The sequence below is a fragment of the Lentibacillus sp. Marseille-P4043 genome (assembly GCF_900258515.1).
In the GTDB taxonomy this organism is placed as follows: Bacteria; Bacillota; Bacilli; order Bacillales; family Amphibacillaceae; genus Lentibacillus_C.
Genome location: NZ_LT984884.1, coordinates 2,916,378 through 2,939,313 on the forward strand (window position 1 = coordinate 2,916,378; position 22,936 = coordinate 2,939,313).

Below are 22,936 nucleotides of genomic sequence, written 5' to 3' on the forward strand. Positions count from 1 at the left end.
CCTCCTGTGATTATTTTCCTTCGTACATCGGTTTTCTCTTCTCCTTAAACGCAATTAGCCCTTCTGTTCGGTCCTCTGTTGGAAGCGTTTCTTTGTAACATAGATGCTCAATGGCTAAACCAGTTGTAATATCAGTTTGAAAACCTTGATTTATTGCCATTTTGGCCTGACGTAAAGCAACCGGTCCATTCTGAGAAATAAGACTCGCCATTTTCATTGCATTTTCTAGTAATTCATCTGATTGACTAATTTGTTCAACCAACCCTATTTCCTTCGCCTCCGAAGCGGAAATTGGTTTCGCTGTGAAAATTAACCGTTTTGCTTGACCTAAACCTACCAGTCTCGTTAATCGTTGTGTCCCGCCAGCTCCTGGAATGATGGCTAATGATGTTTCGGTTAACCCCATTTTAGCATGTTCTGCAGCAATTCTTATATCACTTGCTAAAGTAAGCTCCAATCCGCCCCCAAATGCTGATCCGTTCAGTGCAGCAATTACTGGCATCGGTAAGTTTTCAATATTTGTTACTGTTTCCCCAATATAACGAACAGCATTGATTGTTTGCTCATTGTTCATACCTTTACGTTCTTTTAAATCAGCACCCGCACAAAATACTTTTTCACCCGAAGCAGTAATGATCGTACACCGAATGGATTTATCTTGTTTGATTTTGTGAACGCATTCATTCAATTCATCTAGTAATGTTTTTGACATCGCATTGGCAGCTTCTGGCCGATTTAGCGTTAAAATAGCAATATGATCGCTTGTCGTTTCATAATTTACTAGATTGGTCAATTACTTCACCCCTTACATGGTTTTCCAACTTTTAAAAGGCCCCGTTCAAACCGAGGCCACAGAGAGAATAGGTAACCTGACAAATACATTATTCAATAACGGCGATAACGTCTCCTTCATTAACAAAATCGCCTTCTGCAACCTTTAGTTCCTTAACCGTTCCATTTTGTTCTGCTGCAATTGGAATCTCCATTTTCATCGATTCCAATATAACCACATCTTGTCCTTCTTCCACATTTTCTCCTGCACTTACAGTAATTTTCCATACGCTACCTGCCATTGATGCTTTAAGTTCTTGCATTGTTATTCCTCCTAGTTAGTTTTCGTTTTAGTTTTAGTTATTGGTAAATAATATTCTTGTACAAATGCTGTTGTTGTTTTCCCTGCTTTAAATTGTTCATGATCGATAACAGTTTCAAGCATGGAAATATTTGTTTTAATTCCTTCAATTTTATAATGAGTTAATGCTGCTTTCATTGTTTCAATCGCATCAATTCTCGTTTCACCAGCTACGATGAGTTTACCGATCATTGGATCATAAAAAGGTGTCACATCATAATTGTCGGTTACTGCAAGTTCGTTTCTGATGTTTTCACCCGATGGAATCTGTATTGTTTCAATATGTCCAGGTGAAGGAAAAAATGTTACTGGATCTTCTGCATAAATACGAACCTCAATTGCATGACCGTTAATTTTTAATGCTGCTTGGTCTACAGTTAATGTTTTACCATTTGCGATCTTGATTTGCTCTTCAACAATATCGAGCCCTGTAATTTCTTCTGTAATGGCATGTTCCACTTGAATTCTCGTATTCATTTCCAAAAAGTAAAAGTTTTCTTTCGCATCTACAAGAAATTCAATTGTACCTGCGTTTGTATAACCGATTGCTTTTGCTGCCTTAACAGCAGTTTGCCCCATTTTCCTACGGGTCTCTTCTGAAATAAATGGCGAAGGAGCTTCTTCTACAACTTTTTGATTTCTTCGCTGCACGGAGCATTCTCGTTCAAATAAATGAACAACATTACCGTGTTGATCGGCCAATATTTGAATTTCAATATGGTGGGCATCTTCCAGTTTTTTCTCCATAAACATGGCACCATCACCAAAAAAGTTTTCAGCACGTTTGGAATTGCTAGCAAACGCCTTGGTTAATTCATCATCCGATTGCACAACCTGCATCCCGATTCCACCACCGCCTGCCGATGCTTTCAACATGATTGGATATCCAATTTTATTAGCAATCTCTAATGCATCATCAACAGACGCAACAGCCCCATCAGTCCCCGGAACCACTGGAACACCCGCTTTTTGCATCGTATCACGTGCCTCGATTTTACTACCCATTTTTTCCATAATAGTACCTGAAGGACCAATGAATGTTAATCCAGCATCCTGACATCTTGTTGCAAACGATGCATTTTCACTTAAAAAGCCATAACCAGGGTGGATTGCATCAGCATTTGTTTCCTTTGCGACCGCTAATATTTTGTCAACGTTTAAATAACTTTCATTCACACGTGGTGGTCCAAGCAGGTAACTTTCATCAGCAAGTGAGACAAATGGTGCTTTCTGATCTGCCTCTGAAAAAACAGCAACAGTTAGAATATCTAAACGTTTACACGTGCGGATAATACGTGCAGCAATTTCACCACGATTTGCGATAAGTATCTTTTTAATCATAAACATCACCCCTATTTTTCAAGTTGTTGGATTGCAAGCTTTTTTAGTTTATATTTCTGGATTTTCCCACTTGCAGTCATTGGATATTCATCAACGAATTGAATATACTTAGGAATTTTGTGCCGTGATATATTACCCTCACAGAATGAACGAACATCCTTTTCGGATAGTAGGACACCATCTTTTAGAATAATCCAGGCCATTATTTCTTCTCCATATTTGGCGTCTGGGATCCCAACAATTTGTACATCCATTATATCAGGATGTTGATAAAGGAATTCTTCTATTTCCCGTGGATAAATATTCTCACCCCCACGGATAATCATATCTTTCATGCGACCAGTTATTTCTAAATAACCGTTTTCATCCATTACCGCAAGATCTCCTGTATGTAGCCAACCTTCACTGTCGATTGCGGTATTTGTTGCTTCCACGTTATTGTAGTACCCTTTCATGACATGGTAACCCCTCGTGCACAATTCTCCAGGGGTGCCTTGGGTTTGCTCCTCGTTTGTTCCAGGTACAGTGATCTTCACCTCAACATTTGGATGTGCTCTACCAACGGTTCGTGCTTTTAATTCAACCGGATCATCCGTTTTGGTTTGCGTTATAACCGGTGATGATTCAGTTTGTCCATAAGCAATCGTGATTTCTGTTGCGCCCATTCTATTCATAACATCATTCATCACTTCAATTGGACATGTGGAACCAGCCATGATCCCTGTCCGCAAATGAGAAAAATCATACTTAGAAAAATTAGGATGATTTAATTCTGCTATAAACATCGTCGGAACTCCATGCAAACCGGTACATTTTTCATCTGATACAGATCTCATCACTTTTTCCGCCTCGAATTGCTCTAAAATAACCATTGTTGTGCCTTTGGAAACAGCCGCAAGTACTCCCAATACACAACCAAAACAATGAAAGAATGGAACAGGTATACATAATCGATCCTGATTTGTCAGTTTCATACAATCGGCAATTTGGTTTCCATTATTTACGATATTATGGTGGGTTAACATCACACCTTTAGGAAATCCAGTTGTACCTGAAGTATATTGCATGTTAATAACATCGTTTTCGTGTAATGTATTCTTCCGTTCTATTAGCGCAGCATCCGACACGTTTTTACCTTCTTCGATCATTTCATCCCATGTGTATGCATTTGCATAATCCTCGTCACTAATAACAATAATATTCTTTAATGATGGAACCTTGTCCGATTGCAAATTCCCTTTCTCAGCATGTTCAAATTCAGGACATACCTTTTTTAGAATATCGATATAGGACGTGCCTTTAAATGATTCTGCCAAAATTAATGTCGTTGATTCAGACTGCTTTAATAGATATTCTAATTCTTTTGCCTGATAATTTGTGTTTACGGTAACAAGCACTGCCCCCATCTTACCTGTCGCAAACTGGGACGTGAGCCATTCTGGTTTATTATCAGACCAAATAGCCACATTTTCCCCTTTTTCAATCCCTAACGACATAAGCCCCTTTGCAGCTTGGTTCGCCATTTCATCAAATTCTTTGTATGTTTTTCTAAGATTTAACTCTGGATAGACAACCGCTTCTTGATTTGGTTACAAATTCACCTGTTCTTCCAATAACTCCCCAACAGTTACATGTAATAAAGACATGAATTTTCTCCCCTCATTCGTAGTTTAGCATCCTAATTGTCTTGCAATTACAAGTCGTTGAATCTCAGAAGTACCTTCACCAATTTCTAGTAGTTTGGCATCACGTAAATAGCGTTCCACCTCATATTCGCGCATATAACCATAGCCACCAAGTATCTGTACTGCTTGATTTGCCGAGCGAAAAGCTGTCTCAGTCGCATAGAGTTTTGCATATGCAGCTTCTTTTGTGAACGGCTTGCCTTGATCCTTTAACCATGCAGCTTTATGCACCATGTTCCGTGCCAATTCCACTTCCATCGCCATATCAGCAAGTTTAAATTGAATTGCTTGGAAATTGGAAATAGATTTACCAAATTGTTTTCTTTCTTTCGCATACTCCAAAGCTTTTTCAAGGGATGCCTGCGCAATTCCTAAGCCAAGGGCACCGATGGAAATGCGTCCCCCATCAAGGGTGTGTAAAAATTGTTTAAATCCTTTCTGAGGATCACCTAACAGATTTTCTTTCGGTACTCGTACATTATCCAAAACAATTTCCGCTGTATCTGAGCCACGAACGCCCAGTTTATCATAATTATTTTTAGTTGTTACTCCTTCTGCATCCGCTGGGACGATGATTGCGCTAATTACATTTTTACCACGATCATCTTTGCCGGTAACTGCGGTAACAATGATTGTTCTAGCATAGTTAGCATTGGTAATAAAACACTTTTCACCGTTGATTATGTAGTCATCTCCATCTTCAACAGCAGTTGTTTTCGTCCCGCCAGCATCTGATCCGGCATTTGGTTCGGTCAAACCGAAAGATCCTAGTGCCTCTCCTTGTGCAAGTGGCTTTAAAAACTTCTCCTTCTGTTCCTCTGTTCCAAAATAATAGATTGGACTAGCGCCTAACGAAACAGCAGCAGCATAGCTTAATCCCGTACTACCGCATACCCTTGCTACTTCTTCTACAGCTAATGCATAAGATATTGTATCTCCACCTGAGCCACCATATTCCTCAGGGAACGGGATACCTAACATGCCCAGTTCCCCCATTTGTTCAAAAATATCTACTGGAAATTTTGCCTCTTGATCGATTTCTATTGCCCGTGGTTTTATAACGTTTTCCGCAAAATCCCGAACCATTTTTTTAATCATTAATTGCTCTTTAGATAATTCAAAATTCATGTTAAGCCTCCTAAGTTCGCGGTAATAAGACCGACTGGTTGGTCTGTTAATCGAGTAAAAAAATGAAAGTACTCACTTTCAATTAAAGAAAAATTTCAAATACGAATGTTTTCATCAGAAATTCTTGAGGTACCACCTTTATTCAAAACAGAATGCAAGATCAAGTCTACAAAAATATCACCAATTTCATCGATCGTCTTCGTTCCAGTTTGTCGATACCATTTGTAAGTCCAGTTCACCATGCCCAAAATTGCCATTCCGGTAATTTCGACTGGTAGGTCTTGACGAAACTCGCCACAAGCTTTTCCTTCACGAAGGGCTTCTAATACAATTTGTTTAAACTGGTCACGTTTTTGCTTAACCAATGTTTCAAAACGTGGTTTCAAGTAAATCGTCTCTTGATAAAAGACAGCAATATGCGGTTTATACAGATCAAATACTTTTACAAAATCTTTTATAATTGCTTGTAATTTTTCTGTTGGTGAAGCATATGTTTTATTGGCAAACTCTGCTTTTTCCAATACATATGTAATAAACGTGTCATGGATAACAAACAATAATTCATCTTTAGATGCAAAATGATGATAGAAACCACCTTTGGATGTACCAACATCTTCTACAATTTGATTCACGGTTACCCCATGAAATCCATGCCTTTCAAACAAGAGTAATGCCGTCTGAATGATTCTGCTTCTTAAATCCGTCATAGAACCCCCTTCTTAGAAAATTCAGTTTAATAGTATCATATTTTTGCGCATTAATAAAGCGTTTTCATAAAAAGTATTTAAAATAAAATGCGATAACTATCCTTTTGAAATCTGTTTCAAAGCTTTAATAGCTTGTCAGGCTGATACCTGACAAGCATATTAATTTATTCATCGGTATCGGTAAAAGGTTTCTTATAAACAGCATCTTTCCAAACTTCAACCACTTCACCTTGATTATCTGTATCAATGACAAAAGAACCATTACTATATCGATCACTAGCTGATAGCTCCAATGGGAATAAATTGTGTGTTTCCCCTTTACTTGTTTTGAAACAGATTGTATCATTTTCATTAATAATAAAGGATCCTCGTACACGATGAGCCTTGTTTTTTAGTTCACGAAGCATGACCAAGCCACGTTTTGCACGACTGGATTTCTCGAATTCACTTAATTTCATCCGTTTACATGCACCACGATGTGTTACTAACGCGATTGATGGCTCAGCTAAGTCATCAAAAACTTGCCCACTTATAACAAACTCGTCTTTTTTAAGTTGCATTGCTTTAACGCCCGCTGCTCTTTGACCAACAGGGGTTACATCAGATTCATGATACCACAATCCATATCCTTTATTGGAAGTAACGAATATATCACAATGACCGTTTGTTTGAAAAACATTTACCAACTCATCATCATTTTTTAGATTTATTGCAACAAGCGCTTTGGAATATCGCTGTGCTTCATATAATTTTATTTCACTACGTTTTACCACGCCATTTTTTGTGAAAAATACGAGGTAATTATCATCTGAAAAGGTTCGAACTGGAATACATTGAATAATCCGCTCGTCTTTATCAAGGGTAACAATATTAGAAATATGTTGACCAATATCCTTCCAGCGAATGTCTGGTAGTTCGTGAATTGGAATAAAAATATATTTTCCTTTGTTCGTAAATAATAAAATTTTATCTGTTGTATTCAATTCAATTAAACCTACCAGGTGATCCTCATCTTTAATTGCTAAATCTTTACCGTTCGAAGCAGCGTACGAACGTAAACTTGTTCTTTTAATATATCCATCTTTTGTAACCGAAACGAGTACATCTTCACTAGCAACCATTACCTCAATGTTAATCTTTAATTCTTCAATTTCGTTCTCAATCATAGTACGACGTTGATCCGCATACGTTTTTTTCAGCTGTTTTAAATCAGCTTTAATCGTTTGCAGTAATTTTTTATCACTTGACAGTATAGCTTCTAATGTAGTGATTTTTTTTCGTAAATCATCTGCTTCTTTTTCAAGTGATGTAATATCCGTATTCGTTAGTCGGTACAATTGCAACATAACAATTGCCTCAGCCTGCGCTTCAGAAAAACCATAGGCAGCAATAATCCGCTTTTTAGCATCGCCTTTGTTTTTTGATGCCCGGATTGTCGCAATCAATTCATCTAAAATAGATATGGCTTTAATTAATCCCTCAACAATATGTGATCGTTCATTTGCTTTTCTTAATTCAAAAGTTGTTTGCCTTGTCACAACTTCTTTTTGATGTGCAATATAGGCATCAAGTATTTGCGGTAAAGAAAGCAATTTAGGTGTCTTATCTTGAATTGCTACCATATTAAAATGGTATGTAACCTGTAGATCGGTATTTTTATATAAGTACTTAAGAACACCCTCGCTTTTTGCATCTTTCTTCAATTCAATGACAATTCTTAATCCTGTACGGTCCGTTTCGTCTCGGACTTCAGCAATTCCTTCTACTTTCCGATCAATCCGAAGTTCATCGATTTTTTTTACCATATTTGCTTTGTTAACTTCATACGGAATTTCATCAATAACGATTTGTTCACGATTCCCTCGAACCGATTCAACTGTTGCTTTTCCCCGAACAACTATTTTACCTTTTCCTGTTTCATAGGCTTTCTTGATTCCGTCAACGCCTTGAATAATCCCGCCAGTTGGAAAATCAGGTCCTTTGATAACATCCATTAACTCATCAACTGTAACGGAAGGTTTATCGATTTTTTTAATTACAGCATCAATTACTTCCGCTAAGTTATGTGGTGGAATATCTGTCGCATACCCAGATGAAATACCTGTTGATCCATTAACTAGTAGATTCGGAAATTTAGCTGGAAGAACAACCGGTTCCTGTATCGTGTCGTCAAAATTGGGAATGAAATCAACTGTCTCCTTATCGATATCGCGAAGCAATTCTGATGCAATGCTAGCCAGACGTGCTTCTGTATACCGCATGGCAGCTGGAGGGTCTCCGTCAATGCTACCGTTGTTACCATGCATCTCAACTAGCACATTACGTACTTTCCATTCCTGACTTAGTCGTACCATTGCCTCATATACCGATGAATCTCCATGCGGGTGGTAGTTCCCAATTACGGTACCAACTGTTTTAGCCGATTTACGAAAGTTTTTATCATGCGTGTTTTTTTCCTCAAACATAGCATACAAAATCCGGCGCTGTACTGGTTTTAAACCATCCCTAGCATCAGGTAATGCTCTATCCTGAATAATATATTTACTATACCTTCCAAATCGATCACCAATAACTTCTTCAAGTGGAAGGTCCAAATACTTCTCTGGTTGTGACAAACCAATCCCCCCTTTTTTACATTTAATCTATATGAATTTTATCATTTTCTAATATATTTTCAGCATCGTCCATCCCAAATTGAACATTGCCTTCAATCCATTTTCGTCTTGGTTCCACCTTGTCACCCATAAGCGTTGTAATCCTTCGTTCAGCCCGTGCAAGGTCATCGATAGTCACACGAATTAAAGTTCGAGTTTGCGGATTCATTGTTGTTTCCCATAATTGATCTGCATTCATTTCTCCGAGACCTTTGTATCGTTGTATTGTATAACCGTTTTTAAATTCCTTTAAAATATCCTGTAATTCATTATCTTCCCATGCATAAACAATTTTTTCATTTTTGCCTTTACCTTTAGAAACTTTATATAAAGGCGGTAAAGCAATGTAAACTTTTCCAGTTTCAACCAATAAACGCATATAACGATAGAAAAAAGTTAATAACAATACTTGAATATGCGCACCATCCGTATCAGCATCAGTCATGATAATGATTTTATCATATTGTACGTCATCTAAATCAAAATCGCCACCAACACCCGCACCAATAGTGTGAATGATCGTTGAAATTTCTTCATTTTTAAATACATCCTGAAGCTTGGCCTTTTCCGTATTGATCACTTTACCCCTTAACGGAAGTACCGCCTGAAATTTACGATCTCTCCCTTGTTTCGCAGAGCCTCCAGCAGAATCCCCCTCAACTAAGTAAAGTTCATTTTTTTGTGGGTTTTTAGATTGTGCTGGGGTTAATTTCCCACTTAGCAATGTATCTTTTCGTTTCTTCTTTTTGCCTGTCCTGGCATCTTCGCGTGCTTTTCTTGCAGCTACTCGAGCTTCTTTAGCCTTAATCGCCTTTCGAATTAATAAACCAGCAACGTCGGGATTTTCTTCTAAAAAGTAGGAAAGCTTCTCGGAAACGACCGCATCAACTGCTGACCTTGCTTCAGATGTTCCCAGTTTACCTTTTGTCTGCCCTTCAAATTGCAGCTTTTCTTCCGGAATTCTAACAGACACAATGGAAGTAAACCCTTCTCGGATATCGGTACCTTCCAGATTTTTATCCTTTTCTTTTAACAAAGCTGTCTTTCTTGCATAATCATTAAAAATCCGGGTAATCGCTGTTCTAGCACCTGATTCATGTGTACCGCCATCTTTTGTCCGAACATGATTGACGAAAGATAACATACTCTCGGCATACCCATCATTAAATTGAAAAGCAAAGTCTACTTCAATTTCCTGTTGCTCCCCTTCAAATGATACAACCGGGTGTAATGTATCTTTTTCTTCGTTTAAGAATTTAACAAATGATTCCAATCCATCAGGGTACTGATAAGCTTCTTTTCGTTTCTCCCGTTCATCTATCAATTCAATTTTTAGCCCTTTTAAAAGAAATGCAGCTTCACGTAATCGTTCAGATAATGTTTCGAAGTTAAATATAGTGGTCGAAAAAATAGAGTTGTCTGGCTTGAAGTGGATAATCGAACCTTTCTTCCTTGTTGCTTCACCCTTTTTCAAGGTTCCAACCGGTTTACCGCCATTTTCAAAACGCTGATAATAAGTGTATCCATCACGAAAACTGGTTACTTCCAACCATTCTGATAAAGCATTTACAACAGAAGCACCGACACCGTGCAGCCCCCCACTTGTTTTGTAGCCGCCTTGGCCAAATTTACCACCAGCGTGTAAAATCGTAAAAATCACTTCAATTGTTGGTCTACCGGTGCTGTGCATCCCTGTTGGTATCCCCCGTCCACTGTCTTCCACGGAAATACTATTATCTTTATGTATCGTAACCTTAATTAAATCACCGTATCCGGCTAAAGCTTCATCAACAGCATTATCGACTATTTCAAAAACTAAATGATGGAGCCCGCGAGAGTCCGTACTCCCAATATACATTCCGGGCCTCTTTCTAACTGCATCAAGACCCTCTAATATTTGAATCGAATCATCAGAATATTGTAGCGACTGTTTATCCAATTCGTTCTCTACTCCCTTCACACACGCATATGCTTTATTACTATATTAGAACAAATGTTTGTTATTGTAAATTAAATCTGTAAAATGGACATGTTTATTAGTATACTACAAGTAAATTCTGCTTGTATAGCTATCTTATGAAATACTGTTATTAGTGCGTGTTCAAAAAGGAGGATGAAAAGGACCGAGAAGTTCGAGGCGGCGTAGTTTCGAGTAGCGGAATGTATGCATTTAGATACATGAGCACAAGGGACACCCCCTGAAACTACATCGCACGAAGGAAAAGCGATTTTCTTTTCCAAGAAGCGGAGAAACAAGCCAACGAAGAAAGATGTGTCATTTTCACCGGACTTTTTGAACAACCTCTATTACAACAATAAAAAGGATGACCGATATGAGTCACCCTTTTTACTGTTTATTCCCAATTAATACAGAATGTGCAACCTTTATGCAGAGGTCCATGATTACTGTAAAATCACGTTCCTGCAAATAGTCATATGCCTCTTGGTTTGCTACACCTTGCTGGGCCCATAATACGTTTGCGTCTGTAAGGGCGGCTTCCCTTGCTATGTCTGGCAAAAATTCTGATCGACGAAATACATTTATAATATCAAATTTCTGATCAATAGCTGTTAAGGACGGATACGCTTTTTCACCTAAAACCTCATCAACCTTAGGGTTCACAGGAATAATCTGATAGCCGTTTTCCTGCATCCGTTTGGAAATTTGATAGGATGTACGTTCTGGATTATCAGACAAACCAACAACAGCTATTGTCTTTGCATTCTGTAACACGTCTTTTATAGTATCATTTGTAGGATTTTCCATTGCCATTTCTTTTACCTCCTATTTATCAAGCAAATTATGTTCGCTCAAAAATTGTCTTGCTACCTTTTCTGGTGAAATATCGTTATAGTCTACACGATAATTCATTTTCCGCATTTGATCATCTGTTATTTTGCCACCTAGTCTATTTAATATCTTTTCAAGCTCCGGATATTTTTCTAATGTTTCTGCACGCAAAAGTGGTGCACCTTGGTATGGTGGAAATAAATTTTTAGGATCATCCAATGTTACGAGACCCAATTCTATCATATAGCTATCTGTTGCATAAGCATCAATAATATCAACTTCACCATTAGACAATGCCTTTTGGCGAATTCCCGGTTCCATTGTTTTTACATTGGCAATATCTAATTGATATATATCTTGCATCCCTACATACCCATCATACCTGTCTTTAAACTCTAGTGTAAAGCCTGCAGTACTATTGTCTTCCACCTTATTTAAATCACCTATCGATGTTAAATCATGTTGCGTTGCAAATTCTTTCGTAGTTGCTACAGCATATGTATTGTTGTATTCCATTGGCGCTAGTAATGCCATATCATATTGTTCTTTCATACCTTGTTTCGCCTGCTCATAGACTTCGTTCGGATCATTACTATTTGCTTTCTGCTCCAAATGGGTGACAATCGCAGTACCTGTGAACTCTGGATAAATATCGATACTGCCTTCTTTTAAGGCATCAAACACAAATGCTGTTTTACCTAAGCCGGGTTCCAATTTAACATTCAAATCTGTATTTTCTTCAATTAACAACTTATACATGTTGATTAGAATGGCTGGTTCTGCACCTAATTTAGCTCCAATAACCAAATCCGCCTTTTTCCCTGAATGAAATATTAATGGAGAAGCTACAACGAGTACCGCAATAATTAGCATTGCAATGAATGATTTGAATCCGGATCGTTTAGATACTCGCTCAAATCCACGTAAAATAAAATCCAGAATAATTGCCAGTAGTGCGGCAGGAATCGCACCTAATAGAATCAAATTGATATCTGCACCACGATCAAGCCCCAGCAAAATCAATTCACCCAAACCACCAGCACCAATTAATGCTGCGATCGTTGTTGTTCCGACAATTAACACCATTGAGGTACGAACTCCAGCCATAATAACAGGCATTGCAATCGGTAATTCGACCTTGGTCAATCGTTTAAATGAATTCATTCCCATTCCCGTTGCTGCTTCTTTTAAAGCAGGGTCAACTTCCATTATCCCTGTATATGTATTACGCAAAATTGGCAATAACCCATATGCAGTTAATGCGATAATGGCCGGTGTAGTACCAATTCCAAAGAACGGAATTAGAAGAGCTAATACAGCCAAACTGGGAATTGTCTGCATAATAGCTGACATGCCGATTATTGGTTCTGCAACACGTTGGTACCTCGTAAGTATTAAACCTAATGGCACAGCGATAACTATTGCAATAATTAATGATAATAATGATAGTTGCAAATGTTCCCAAATGGTTTCTACTAATGTATCTTGTCTTTTTTCGAAAACAGAGATAAACGCATCCATTATTGAATCACCCCGTTTTCCATTTTTGTTTTACTTTTTAGAAATGCCACGATATCCTTATCGCTTAATACTCCCACTAATCTTTGTTCTTTAACGACAGGAAATAATGTTTGATCACTAGATTGAATGATTTCCGTTGCCTTATAGAGGGGCAGATCATTTTCAAGTGTTCTCGTTTCATGGAACACCCCATTTGTTGTAGCACCATAGTACATGTTGTGCTCATCCCTAATAATCGATGTACCAGTTGCATTGTATGTTTGATGCTCAAATTCGTTTTTGGTAATAACACGATCATTTGATTGATCCGCAATAACATCGATCGCTGTTTGCCATGGTGATTTGCGCTCACCAATGAAATCTTTAACAAATGGTGTTGCTGGATGTAAGATTAACTGTTGTGGTGAATCAACTTGAACGATTTTTCCATTGCGCATTAAACATACTTTATCACCGATTGCCATCGCTTCATCCATATCATGCGTGACAAATACGATTGTCTTTTTAATTTCTTTTTGTAATGCTCGAATATCATGCTGCAGTTGTTCCCGACTAATTGGATCCAGTGCACTAAAAGGCTCGTCCATTAATATAATGTCTGGATTTGCTGCCAATGCACGGATTACTCCGATACGTTGCTGCTCGCCACCTGATAACTCACTAGGCATTCGCTTCTGATATGTAGATGGATCAAGTCCGACCATTTCCAACAATTCCATGCTGCGTTCTCGTATTTTATTCCGTTTCCACTTTTTCATTTCTGGCACAACCGCAATATTCTCTTCAATTGTCAGGTGTGGAAATAAGGCAATTTCTTGCAAAACATAGCCAATATTCCAGCGCAATTCATGAATGTTATAGTCATTAATATTTTTACCGTTTATGTAAATTGATCCGGAAGTAGGTTCGATTAAACGATTAATCATTTTCATTGTCGTTGTCTTTCCACAACCACTTGGTCCAATTAATGTTACTAATTCCCCACTATTAACCTGAAGGGAAAAATCATTTAACGCCTCTGTACCATCAGAATATACTTTCGTTACATTTTTAAATTCAATCAAACCTTTCATCCCTTCCAATTTCTATTTTTACCTCCATTTTGGCAGATACCCCCAATACCAGTTTCAAAAACATTTTAAGATTTCGCAAGCTAAATGCATTAAAATAGCGATGAATCATTATTTTGGGTTCTTTCCATCATAAGTTCATGATAAAATAAACTATACTATATTATGTATAGAGAGAAGGAAACAAGATGGAATATATTGTATTTGCTATTATTGCGTATCTCTTAGGTTCTATCCCATCAGCACTAATTGTCGGCAAACTAGGATATAAATTAGATATCCGCGAACATGGAAGCGGTAACTTAGGTGCAACCAATACGTTTCGGGTATTAGGTGTAAAAGCAGGAATTATGGTTACACTATCCGATATTCTTAAAGGAACAATCGCAACATTGCTACCGTTATTGGTTGAAGCAGATGTTTATCGGTTAGCCATAGGACTGTTTGCTGTTATTGGTCATACATATCCACTATTTGCAAAATTTAAAGGTGGTAAAGCTGTTGCGACTTCTGGTGGGATAATTTTAGGTGTAAGCCCATTATTATTTATTAGTATGGTCGTCACTTTTTTGCTAGCGTTATATTTGTCCAAATATGTATCCCTTTCCTCGATGATAACAGGTATTGTGTCCGTCATTGTGGCTTTTCTTCTCCAGGAAGATATAGGGCTAATCATTGTAGTTGCAGCATTAACAATCTTTGTTTTCTATCGACATAAAGAGAACATCAAACGCATCAAAAATAAAACAGAACCAAAGATTAAATGGATGTAAGAACAAAAGCGCAAGCGCCCGATTTCTGGCTGTTTTGTCAAGTAAGTTTGTACAAGCCAAACAATTGAATATTACTATTAGATTGAGTATAATTTTTAGTAGTTAGAGAGCAGAGAGGAGCTATCGTTGTTATGGATAAAGTTAATACACTCCCAAAAAAACAATTACCAAACAAAGCAGAACGTCATAAATTATTTGGTTCCGTTGAGCCAGGTCCAAAAACTAAACCGGTCGAGAAAAACAAGATGGCCGATTTACAAAATACAAAAAAAGACTTTTTATTTGATTTAGACGAAGTTGGGATTTCCAATGTAAAACATCCAATAATGGTCCAAAGTAATCTAAATCCTACTACACAAACCAGCATTGGAACATTTCGTTTTTCTTCAGCCATTGAAAAGTCAAGCAAAGGTACAAATATGAGTCGTTTTACAGAGCAACTAACACTGTATCATGAAGCTGGATTCACAGCAGATATCTCTACTTTAAAACAATTTACAAAGGATCTTGCTGAACGTTTAAAACAGCGTGATGCTAAAATAGCTGTTTCATTTCCTTGGTTTTACGAACGTCGCGGTCCCCAATCAGGACTGACAGGAATGAACCATGCAGATGCAGAGATTACTGTTGCCTACGATCAGGAAAGAGGATTTAATATCACTGTTTCTCTTTCTGTACTGATTACGACCTTATGTCCTTGTTCTAAAGAAATCAGTGAGTATAGTGCACATAACCAGCGCGGTTGTGTCACAATGGAAGCTGAAATTGATCATAATTTTGATGAGGAAAAAATGGATTGGAAAGAAATGTTGCTTGAAGCTGCAGAAAGTAATGCCAGCTGTCGTTTACATCCTGTTTTAAAACGACCTGATGAAAAAATGGTAACAGAGCACGCATACGAAAATCCACGATTTGTTGAAGATATGGTCCGCCTTGTTGCGGCAGACTTATACGAAATGGCTTCTGTGCAGAAATTTAAAGTTGTTTGCCGTAATGAAGAATCAATTCATATGCATGACGCAATCGCATCTGTGACGTATGACAAAAATGTTACGTCAGCTTAAAAAGGGAAAATAATGAAATATATTTTCATAGCTATCATTCAATTTTATCGAAAAGCGATCAGCCCATTTAAACCACCAACATGCAGGTTTTACCCTACATGTTCAGAATACGGTTTAGAAGCGTTTAGACGGTTTGGAGCAATTAAAGGAGCCTATTTAACAATCAGGCGAATTGCAAAGTGCCACCCATTCCACCCTGGTGGAGTTGATTTAGTGCCAGAAAAAAAAGAAAAAAATCATACGTAGCTATAAAGGAGCTGGATTTGATTGAAATTACATGTAACCGAAGAGGTAGCTGAATGGTACAAGGAAGAACTAGATATCGATGATACCAACCAACTTCGCTTTTATGTAAGGTATGGCGGCTCTGGCGGGCGTATTCCAGGCTTTTCTCTTGGAGTTCGTGTAGATTCACCGTATGAAGCCTTTATAACTTGTAAAGCCGGTGGGTTGACATTTTTTATTGAAGCAAAAGACGCGTGGTATTTTGATGACAATAACTTATATGTAAGGCTTAACCAGAATAAAGATGAACCAGAATTTGTATATGACTAATAAAGTGGGGAAAGTCACGAACACGTGATTTTCCCCATTTTTTACAAGTCGAATTGTTTAATTTGCCCCCATTGCTGTTCTTTTTGTAAAATCTCTTTTTGATTTTTACCAAATAAGTCAAAATGAGGATAATCTTGATGATGATCAATCCATTCTTTTCTCAATCCATAACGAAATCCCCAGGCTGCCAACTTATTTATATCGCTACATCCGACCTTTGTGACTGTATAACAACCTGGAAATCTTGGGTCCTGCCAATAGTGTGTGAGAAAAGCAATATTTCCTTTTCTCACTTCTTGCTTCCATCGGATTAATTCTTGCCGTTTCAATCCAAATGCCATTAAGAATCTCCATTAATTTGTTTGCTATATGCATCGTGCCAGTCGGGAAAAGCTTTTCGCAATGATAACGGGCGAAAGCTATCTTTTTTCACAATAACATGTTTTGTAGTTCCACTTACCGCAACATTGCCCTGTTCATCTATTATTTGATAACCGTATACCGTACGTAATCCATCATATTTTTCCAGCCATGTTTCAACTACTGCATCTTCACCATAGCGAACTGGTTTTTTAAATGAAATTTGTGCATCTGTTACTGGGGACACAACATTGTCCCCCTCCATATCTGCATAGTTCAAGCCTAAGCTTTCAATATATTTTGTTCTTCCTATTTCAAACCAAACTAAATAATTTGCATGATAGACAACACCCATTTGATCTGTCTCCTGGTATCTTACTTCTATTGGTGTACGTACCTTATTCACAGTATTTCCTCCTTGTAATTACTCATCTCTACCATTTTATCACAATTTTGGATTGAAATAAGACACGATGCCTATGTAAGTAAAAACCTCAAACCATAAGGATGGCTTGAGGTAATCTGAAATTATTGGTTTAGCTGATTATCGCTTGCCTCATCTTGTATTTCTTGCCGCATACCTTCAATCGCTTCTTCACGACGCTTGTTTTTAGCTTCAATTTTTTCTTTTTCTTCGCCTGAAGAAAATTGCATTGTTTCATGTGCTTCTTCAATGTTTTGAATCGTATCTTGTACCGCACTTTGCAACTTTTCTACGTTATCGCTGCGATCATCAGGTTTTGGTTTGTTATTTTTCACCATTTATATTCTCCTTTCACATCAAGTATCAACTCTATTTTCTGCAATAAAAATCATTCTATACAAAAAGAAGCACCTTACTAGAATAGTTAGGTGCTTGTGATTAATTACATTTCATTTGCTTTTTTTATCGATTCATTTCGTTTTATCTCTATATTTTGCTCTATCTTGTCCATTAATAATTGGTCTTGCACAATTTGTTTACGATTTTCTTTCACCAATTCCTCAAACGATAATCTTCTCTTTAAAGAAATAGCAATCCACTCCTTTTAAGTGCGTGTTCAAAAAGGAGGATAAAAAGGACCGAGAAGTTCGAGACAGCGTAGCTTTGAGTACCGGAACGTATGCTAAATAATACGTGAGGAACGGAAAAGCAAGCCAACGAAGAAATTCGATGTGTCATTTTTACCGGACTTTTTGAACAACCTCTTTAACAGAAGTATTACCATTTCTTCAAAAATTTATAACTATTCTAGAGAATGTAACATATCGACCATAAAATCATATGTCATTGGTCCAACTTTTTTTGACTCTTGAACCTTACCATCTTTTCCAATAAAGTAAGTCGTTGGTAGTGCAGATACCATGTATTGCTCAGAAACCTTCATTTTTTTGTCTAATAGAACCGGGTACGTATAATCGTACTCATCGATAAACTTTCTTGCTTTCTCCTTGTTCGTATCGGTATTTACAGCAATTATCTCCACTTCCCCTTGGTGTTCCTCATAAAACTTTTGCATTTCAGGCATCTCAATACGACAAGGTCCACACCAGCTAGCCCAAAAATTCAAGAAAACCTTTTGCCCTTTTAGCTCAGATAGTTTAACTGTTTCCCCGGAGAGTGTCTCAAGCTCAAAGTCTGGTGCCTTTTCCCCAGTTTCAACCCCAGTTTTTCCAGGAGGAACAATTGCCGCCCCTGCCATATCTGAATCCGGGCTAACATTTTCCGGATCTTCATTGGTCGCAGTATTCTCATCCTCTTTCTCCACTACATTAAATATTACGATTCCTGCCAGAAGAACAATTACAATAATTCCAAGTACCTGCTTCATTAACATGACTCTCCTTGCTTAACACTATGCTGTATATAGTATGCATGATGTTTTTCATATTTGTAAAGAGGATATGGCTGTTGTTCGAAAATTATTCATGAAGGAGAATAAAGAGAAGTCCTTACACCAATTGATGTAAGGACTTCTCCATTTCTAGAATTAGTTTACTAGTTCACTAGTTTCTAATTTGTTACGTAAAACCATTTGCAGAATACCGCCATGACGATAGTAGTCAATTTCTACTTCACTATCAAAACGAGCAATCGCATTAAATTCAGTAGTTTTTCCATTTTCATCAATTGCAGTAACTTTTACTAGGTCGTGTGGTTTAACATTTTCATCAATTTCAATATTAAACGACTCTTTACCTGATAAACCTAATTTATCAGCATTTTGACCTTTTTCAAATTGTAATGGTAGTACACCCATCATTACAAGATTTGAGCGGTGAATACGTTCGAAGCTTTCCGCAATAACTGTTTTTATACCAAGCAAAATAGTACCTTTTGCTGCCCAGTCACGGGAAGACCCCATTCCATAATCTTTACCACCCATAACGATTAAACCTGTACCATTTTCTTCATACTTCATTGCAGCGTCATAAATAGGCATTACTTCCTCTGTTGGCCAGTAAGTTGTATAGCCGCCTTCAGTACCAGGAGCAAGAAGATTACGGATACGAATATTTGCAAATGTACCACGCATCATTACTTCATGGTTACCACGTCTTGAACCATAAGAGTTAAAGTTACGTGGGGTAACACCTTTATCTTGTAAATATTGTCCTGCAGGCATATCTTTCGCAATTGCTCCGGCTGGTGAGATGTGGTCAGTTGTTACCGAATCACCAAATTTTCCGATTGCACGAAGATTATTTAATGGTGTAACAGAACCTGCTTCTTTTGACAATCCTTCAAAGAACGGTGGGTTTTGAATGTATGTTGATTCTTGGTCCCATGCAAACAATGGTTCATCTGTTGTATCAATTTCATTCCATTTTTCATTTGAGTTAAACACATTTTCATATTCTTTGCGGAAAATTTCTGGTTTAACAACACTTTCCACTTGTTCTTTAATTTCTTCCATTGTTGGCCAGATATCCTTCATATAAACAGCATTACCGTCTTTATCTGTGCCAAGCGCTTCAGTGGTCAAGTCAATATCTACCGTTCCCGCTAATGCATATGCCACAACTAATGGTGGTGATGCTAAATAGTTAGCTTTCACTAATGGATGTATACGACCTTCAAAGTTACGGTTACCAGAAAGTACGGAAGCAACAGTTAAATCATTTTTCGAGATTGCTTCTTCTATCTCTTCACGTAACGGACCAGAGTTACCAATACAAGTTGTACAACCATAACCAACTAAATTAAAGCCAATTTGGTCAAGGTATTGCTGCAAACCAGAATCGTCAAGGTAACGTGTTACAACTTTAGATCCTGGAGCTAATGACGTCTTAACATATTCTGGTACACTTAATCCTTTTTCAACTGCTTTTTTAGCAACTAATCCGGCTCCAAGCATAACGTATGGATTAGATGTATTTGTACAAGATGTAATTGCAGCGATAGCAAGTGCACCTGTTTTCATAGTAGAAGTTTTTCCAGTTGGATGTTCAATGGTTATTTCTTTATCAAATTCTGATTTATCCAATCCTAGCCCTTGATTGCCTGCTGGTGCAGTAACTGCCTTATTAAATTCTTCTTTCATATTTGATAAAGCAATTAAGTCTTGTGGACGTTTTGGACCTGAAAGATTCGGTTCTAATTCAGATAGGTTAATTTCAACAAGCTCAGTGTATTCAGGATCTTCCTGATCTGGTGAATACCAAAGATTGTTTTCTTTACAATATTTTTCAACTAATGCAATATGGTCTTCTTTACGACCTGTTAGACGTAAATAATTTAGTGATTCTTCATCAACCGGGAAGAAACCACATGTTGCACCATATTCCGGCGCCATGTTTGAAATTGTTGCACGGTCAGCAAGAGGCATATCTTGTAGGCCTGGTCCAAAGTATTCAACAAATTTCCCAACAACATTTTGTTCACGTAAAACTTGGGTAACTTTTAACGCCAAGTCTGTAGCTGTTGTTCCTTGTGGGAAGCTACCGGTAAATTTAACGCCAATAACTTCTGGTGCAGGGAAATAAGAAGGTTGACCTAGCATACCTGCTTCAGCCTCAATACCACCAACGCCCCAGCCTAGTACGCCAAGACCATTAATCATTGTCGTATGTGAATCAGTACCAACAAGTGTGTCTGGGAATGCATCATACGTTCCATCTTCATTTTCCAATCCATGAACAACACTTGCAATATATTCTAAGTTTACTTGGTGAACAATACCTGTTGCTGGTGGTACTGCACGATAGTTTTCAAATGCCTTTTGAGCCCAGTTTAAAAATTGATAGCGCTCCGCATTACGCTCAAATTCAAGTTCCATATTGGCCTTAAGCGCATTCGCCGTTCCATACTGATCGACTTGTACAGAGTGGTCAATTACCAAATCAACTGGTACTTCCGGATTGATTTTATCAGGTTCCCCACCCATATCAACCATTGCTTTACGTAATGAAGCAAGGTCAACAACTGCAGGTACACCAGTGAAATCTTGTAAAATAACGCGTGAAGGTTTAAATGGTACGTCTACACCTTGACCTTCATTTGTTCCCCATTTAGTTAATCCGGTTACGTGTTCATCTTTAATGACACGACCATCATGTTGACGAACAAGTGACTCTAACAAGACACGAACGGAAAATGGAAGGCGAGAAACCTTTCCTAAACCAGCGTCTTCTAATGCTTTTAATTGATAATAATTATACGTTTTTCCATTTAGCTCAAACTGCTTTTTCGCATCAAACGCATTTTGTTTTGTCATGTAAGCTTTACCCCTTTCATGTTGTCATCCATTCTTTCCATACCCCATGCTAGAATAGTAGACAATAAATACATGTATCATCTACTATATATTAAATGATTTTTGTTCAAAAATGCAACTGTTTCTCTTTATATCCTATATATTAAAAACTTATGTAAATTGATAACTAATACTTATATATCAAATGAATAATAGCAATTAACAATTATACTTCTTTAAATTTATTTATCTTTGTATTACGATTCGAAACGTACTTCCCTTGACTTTATTACGCGATATTTCTAGTTTAGCTTTATGGTGTTCCAGTATTTGATGTGTGATCATAAGTCCCAGGCCTGTTCCATTTTGTTTCGTCGTGAAAAACGGTTCACCTAGTTTATGTACAATTTCTTCCGGCACACCTGTCCCTTGATCAATTATATCGATCATAACGTTTGAGTCAGTAGCGTAAACGTTTATGTTTATAATTCCGCCGTCATCCATTGCTTCGATTGCATTTTTGATTAGATTTATGAATACCTGTTTCATTTGAGAACGATCACAATAAATCGAAGCATCTTTCGTTTGTTCCCATTCTATAATGCTATTTTTTAGTTTTGCTTGTGGTTTCAATAACTCAACAACATCCCGAATCATGTCTGCTATTGACTCATTTTTTTTATTATCTGTCATCGGCTTTGAAATAAATAATAGTTCAGACGTAATAGTTTCCATTTTTTCAATTTCATCGATCATGATGTTATAGTATTCCTCTTTTCGATTAACACCTGCTTGTAATAATTGGATAAAACCTTTCAAGGATGTCAATGGATTGCGAATTTCATGTGCTACACCCGCGGCCAATTGACCTGCAATCGACATTTTTTCTGACCGAATCATCATTTCTTCCATTTCTTTTTTATCTGAAATATCTCGTAATGTTGAAATATAATAGTTTTCATTTGTTTCATCATCAAGAATTTTTGCAACATTACACTCGGACCAAATATACTTTCCAAACTTATTGCGTATGTTGATATTAAAAATTTTCCCAGTATATGTTGTATTATGAATATGTTTTTCAATGTAGGAAACATCCTCTGGTGAAATTTTTTCATACCAACGTGTTCCTTGAAGCTCACATGTTTTGTACCCTAACAGACGTTCTACAGATTTCGACATAAAGCGGATTATTCCATTTTCATCCCAAACCGTTATCAAATCATTTTTATTCCGTTCTATCCATTCAATCATCGATTTTGGCAGTTCCGTCTCATCACAAAAATACAAGCTATCCGGTTGATTCTCAATCGTGTTATCACCTGTGTTTTTACAATGATCTATTTCGTACTTCAAACCATCGCCCCCTTTTTTCTGCACAATCCAACATATATCCCCTTTAAAACTACTTATATGTTTTCTAACACGATAATATGACACTTGTATGTAACGATAACTCCGATTATAATTATATTAGTG

21 protein-coding genes and 1 pseudogene are annotated in these 22,936 nt (G+C 37.4%); 4 read left to right on the forward strand and 18 right to left on the reverse strand.

Annotated elements, in window-relative coordinates:
• Positions 1-10 precede the first annotated feature (10 nt).
• The 11 genes and pseudogenes from C8270_RS14475 to C8270_RS14525 form a co-directional block, all read right to left on the reverse strand.
• Positions 11-793, reverse strand: a complete 783-nt coding sequence (locus C8270_RS14475; protein WP_106497514.1) for an enoyl-CoA hydratase — start codon at positions 791-793, stop codon at positions 11-13.
• An 88-nt stretch (positions 794-881) separates the two neighbouring features.
• The gene (locus C8270_RS14480; protein WP_106497515.1) at positions 882-1,094 is read right to left on the reverse strand and encodes an acetyl-CoA carboxylase biotin carboxyl carrier protein subunit; all 213 of its coding nucleotides are present in this window, start codon (positions 1,092-1,094) and stop codon (positions 882-884) included.
• An 11-nt stretch (positions 1,095-1,105) separates the two neighbouring features.
• Positions 1,106-2,473, reverse strand: coding sequence for an acetyl-CoA carboxylase biotin carboxylase subunit (locus C8270_RS14485; protein ID WP_106497516.1), 1,368 nt, complete (start codon positions 2,471-2,473; stop codon positions 1,106-1,108).
• An 11-nt stretch (positions 2,474-2,484) separates the two neighbouring features.
• Positions 2,485-4,119: pseudogene (locus tag C8270_RS14490) on the reverse strand (AMP-binding protein).
• Positions 4,120-4,143: 24 nt separating this feature from the next.
• On the reverse strand, positions 4,144-5,286 hold the full coding sequence (locus C8270_RS14495) for an acyl-CoA dehydrogenase (protein WP_106497517.1): 1,143 nt from the start codon (positions 5,284-5,286) through the stop codon (positions 4,144-4,146).
• A gap of 95 nt (positions 5,287-5,381) precedes the next feature.
• Complete coding sequence (locus C8270_RS14500) at positions 5,382-5,993, reverse strand: TetR/AcrR family transcriptional regulator (protein ID WP_106497518.1); 612 nt, start codon at positions 5,991-5,993, stop codon at positions 5,382-5,384.
• A gap of 164 nt (positions 5,994-6,157) precedes the next feature.
• Positions 6,158-8,608 carry a DNA topoisomerase IV subunit A gene (gene parC, locus C8270_RS14505; RefSeq protein ID WP_106497519.1) on the reverse strand — a complete coding sequence of 817 codons (2,451 nt, stop codon included), beginning with the start codon at positions 8,606-8,608 and terminating at the stop codon, positions 6,158-6,160.
• A 22-nt stretch (positions 8,609-8,630) separates the two neighbouring features.
• Positions 8,631-10,586, reverse strand: coding sequence for a DNA topoisomerase IV subunit B (gene parE, locus C8270_RS14510; RefSeq protein WP_106497520.1), 1,956 nt, complete (start codon positions 10,584-10,586; stop codon positions 8,631-8,633).
• A gap of 408 nt (positions 10,587-10,994) precedes the next feature.
• Complete coding sequence (locus C8270_RS14515; protein ID WP_106498551.1) at positions 10,995-11,414, reverse strand: CoA-binding protein; 420 nt, start codon at positions 11,412-11,414, stop codon at positions 10,995-10,997.
• 18 nt (positions 11,415-11,432) lie between these two features.
• Positions 11,433-12,959 carry an ABC transporter permease/substrate-binding protein gene (locus tag C8270_RS14520; protein ID WP_106497521.1) on the reverse strand — a complete coding sequence of 509 codons (1,527 nt, stop codon included), beginning with the start codon at positions 12,957-12,959 and terminating at the stop codon, positions 11,433-11,435.
• A complete protein-coding gene (locus C8270_RS14525; RefSeq protein ID WP_106498552.1) occupies positions 12,959-14,023 on the reverse strand; it encodes an ABC transporter ATP-binding protein in 1,065 nt (354 codons plus the stop codon). Before C8270_RS14525 ends, C8270_RS14520 begins: the two co-directional genes overlap by 1 nt.
• A 194-nt stretch (positions 14,024-14,217) precedes the next feature.
• Here C8270_RS14525 and plsY point away from each other — a divergent pair, with 194 nt between their 5' ends.
• The 4 genes from plsY (at position 14,218) to C8270_RS14545 (ending at position 16,421) form a co-directional block, all read left to right on the forward strand.
• The gene (plsY, locus tag C8270_RS14530) at positions 14,218-14,802 is read left to right on the forward strand and encodes a glycerol-3-phosphate 1-O-acyltransferase PlsY (RefSeq protein ID WP_106497522.1); all 585 of its coding nucleotides are present in this window, start codon (positions 14,218-14,220) and stop codon (positions 14,800-14,802) included.
• Positions 14,803-14,933: 131 nt separating this feature from the next.
• Positions 14,934-15,866 carry a GTP cyclohydrolase FolE2 gene (folE2, locus tag C8270_RS14535; protein WP_106497523.1) on the forward strand — a complete coding sequence of 311 codons (933 nt, stop codon included), beginning with the start codon at positions 14,934-14,936 and terminating at the stop codon, positions 15,864-15,866.
• Positions 15,867-15,878: 12 nt separating this feature from the next.
• Complete coding sequence (gene yidD / locus C8270_RS14540; RefSeq protein WP_106497524.1) at positions 15,879-16,112, forward strand: membrane protein insertion efficiency factor YidD; 234 nt, start codon at positions 15,879-15,881, stop codon at positions 16,110-16,112.
• Between the two features lie 21 nt (positions 16,113-16,133).
• Positions 16,134-16,421 (forward strand): HesB/YadR/YfhF family protein, encoded by a 288-nt coding sequence (locus C8270_RS14545; RefSeq protein ID WP_106497525.1) that lies wholly within the window; start codon positions 16,134-16,136, stop codon positions 16,419-16,421.
• Between the two features lie 41 nt (positions 16,422-16,462).
• On the opposite strand, the gene C8270_RS14550 is transcribed toward C8270_RS14545, so the two are convergent.
• The 7 genes from C8270_RS14550 to C8270_RS14580 form a co-directional block, all read right to left on the reverse strand.
• Positions 16,463-16,762 carry a hypothetical protein gene (locus C8270_RS14550; protein WP_106497526.1) on the reverse strand — a complete coding sequence of 100 codons (300 nt, stop codon included), beginning with the start codon at positions 16,760-16,762 and terminating at the stop codon, positions 16,463-16,465.
• Positions 16,762-17,187: an acyl-CoA thioesterase gene (locus C8270_RS14555; protein WP_106497527.1), complete on the reverse strand. Its 426-nt coding sequence runs from the start codon at positions 17,185-17,187 to the stop codon at positions 16,762-16,764. The genes C8270_RS14550 and C8270_RS14555 overlap by 1 nt, the downstream gene beginning before the upstream one ends.
• Before the next feature lie 122 nt (positions 17,188-17,309).
• On the reverse strand, positions 17,310-17,543 hold the full coding sequence (gene tlp / locus C8270_RS14560; protein WP_106497528.1) for a small acid-soluble spore protein Tlp: 234 nt from the start codon (positions 17,541-17,543) through the stop codon (positions 17,310-17,312).
• A 104-nt stretch (positions 17,544-17,647) separates the two neighbouring features.
• Positions 17,648-17,800: an FbpB family small basic protein gene (locus C8270_RS14565; protein WP_442785830.1), complete on the reverse strand. Its 153-nt coding sequence runs from the start codon at positions 17,798-17,800 to the stop codon at positions 17,648-17,650.
• Between the two features lie 207 nt (positions 17,801-18,007).
• Positions 18,008-18,592, reverse strand: coding sequence for a TlpA family protein disulfide reductase (locus tag C8270_RS14570; RefSeq protein ID WP_106497530.1), 585 nt, complete (start codon positions 18,590-18,592; stop codon positions 18,008-18,010).
• A gap of 159 nt (positions 18,593-18,751) precedes the next feature.
• Positions 18,752-21,478 carry an aconitate hydratase AcnA gene (gene acnA / locus C8270_RS14575; protein ID WP_106497531.1) on the reverse strand — a complete coding sequence of 909 codons (2,727 nt, stop codon included), beginning with the start codon at positions 21,476-21,478 and terminating at the stop codon, positions 18,752-18,754.
• A 225-nt stretch (positions 21,479-21,703) separates the two neighbouring features.
• Positions 21,704-22,813, reverse strand: coding sequence for an ATP-binding protein (locus C8270_RS14580; RefSeq protein ID WP_234028575.1), 1,110 nt, complete (start codon positions 22,811-22,813; stop codon positions 21,704-21,706).
• Between the last annotated feature and the right edge of the window lie 123 nt (positions 22,814-22,936).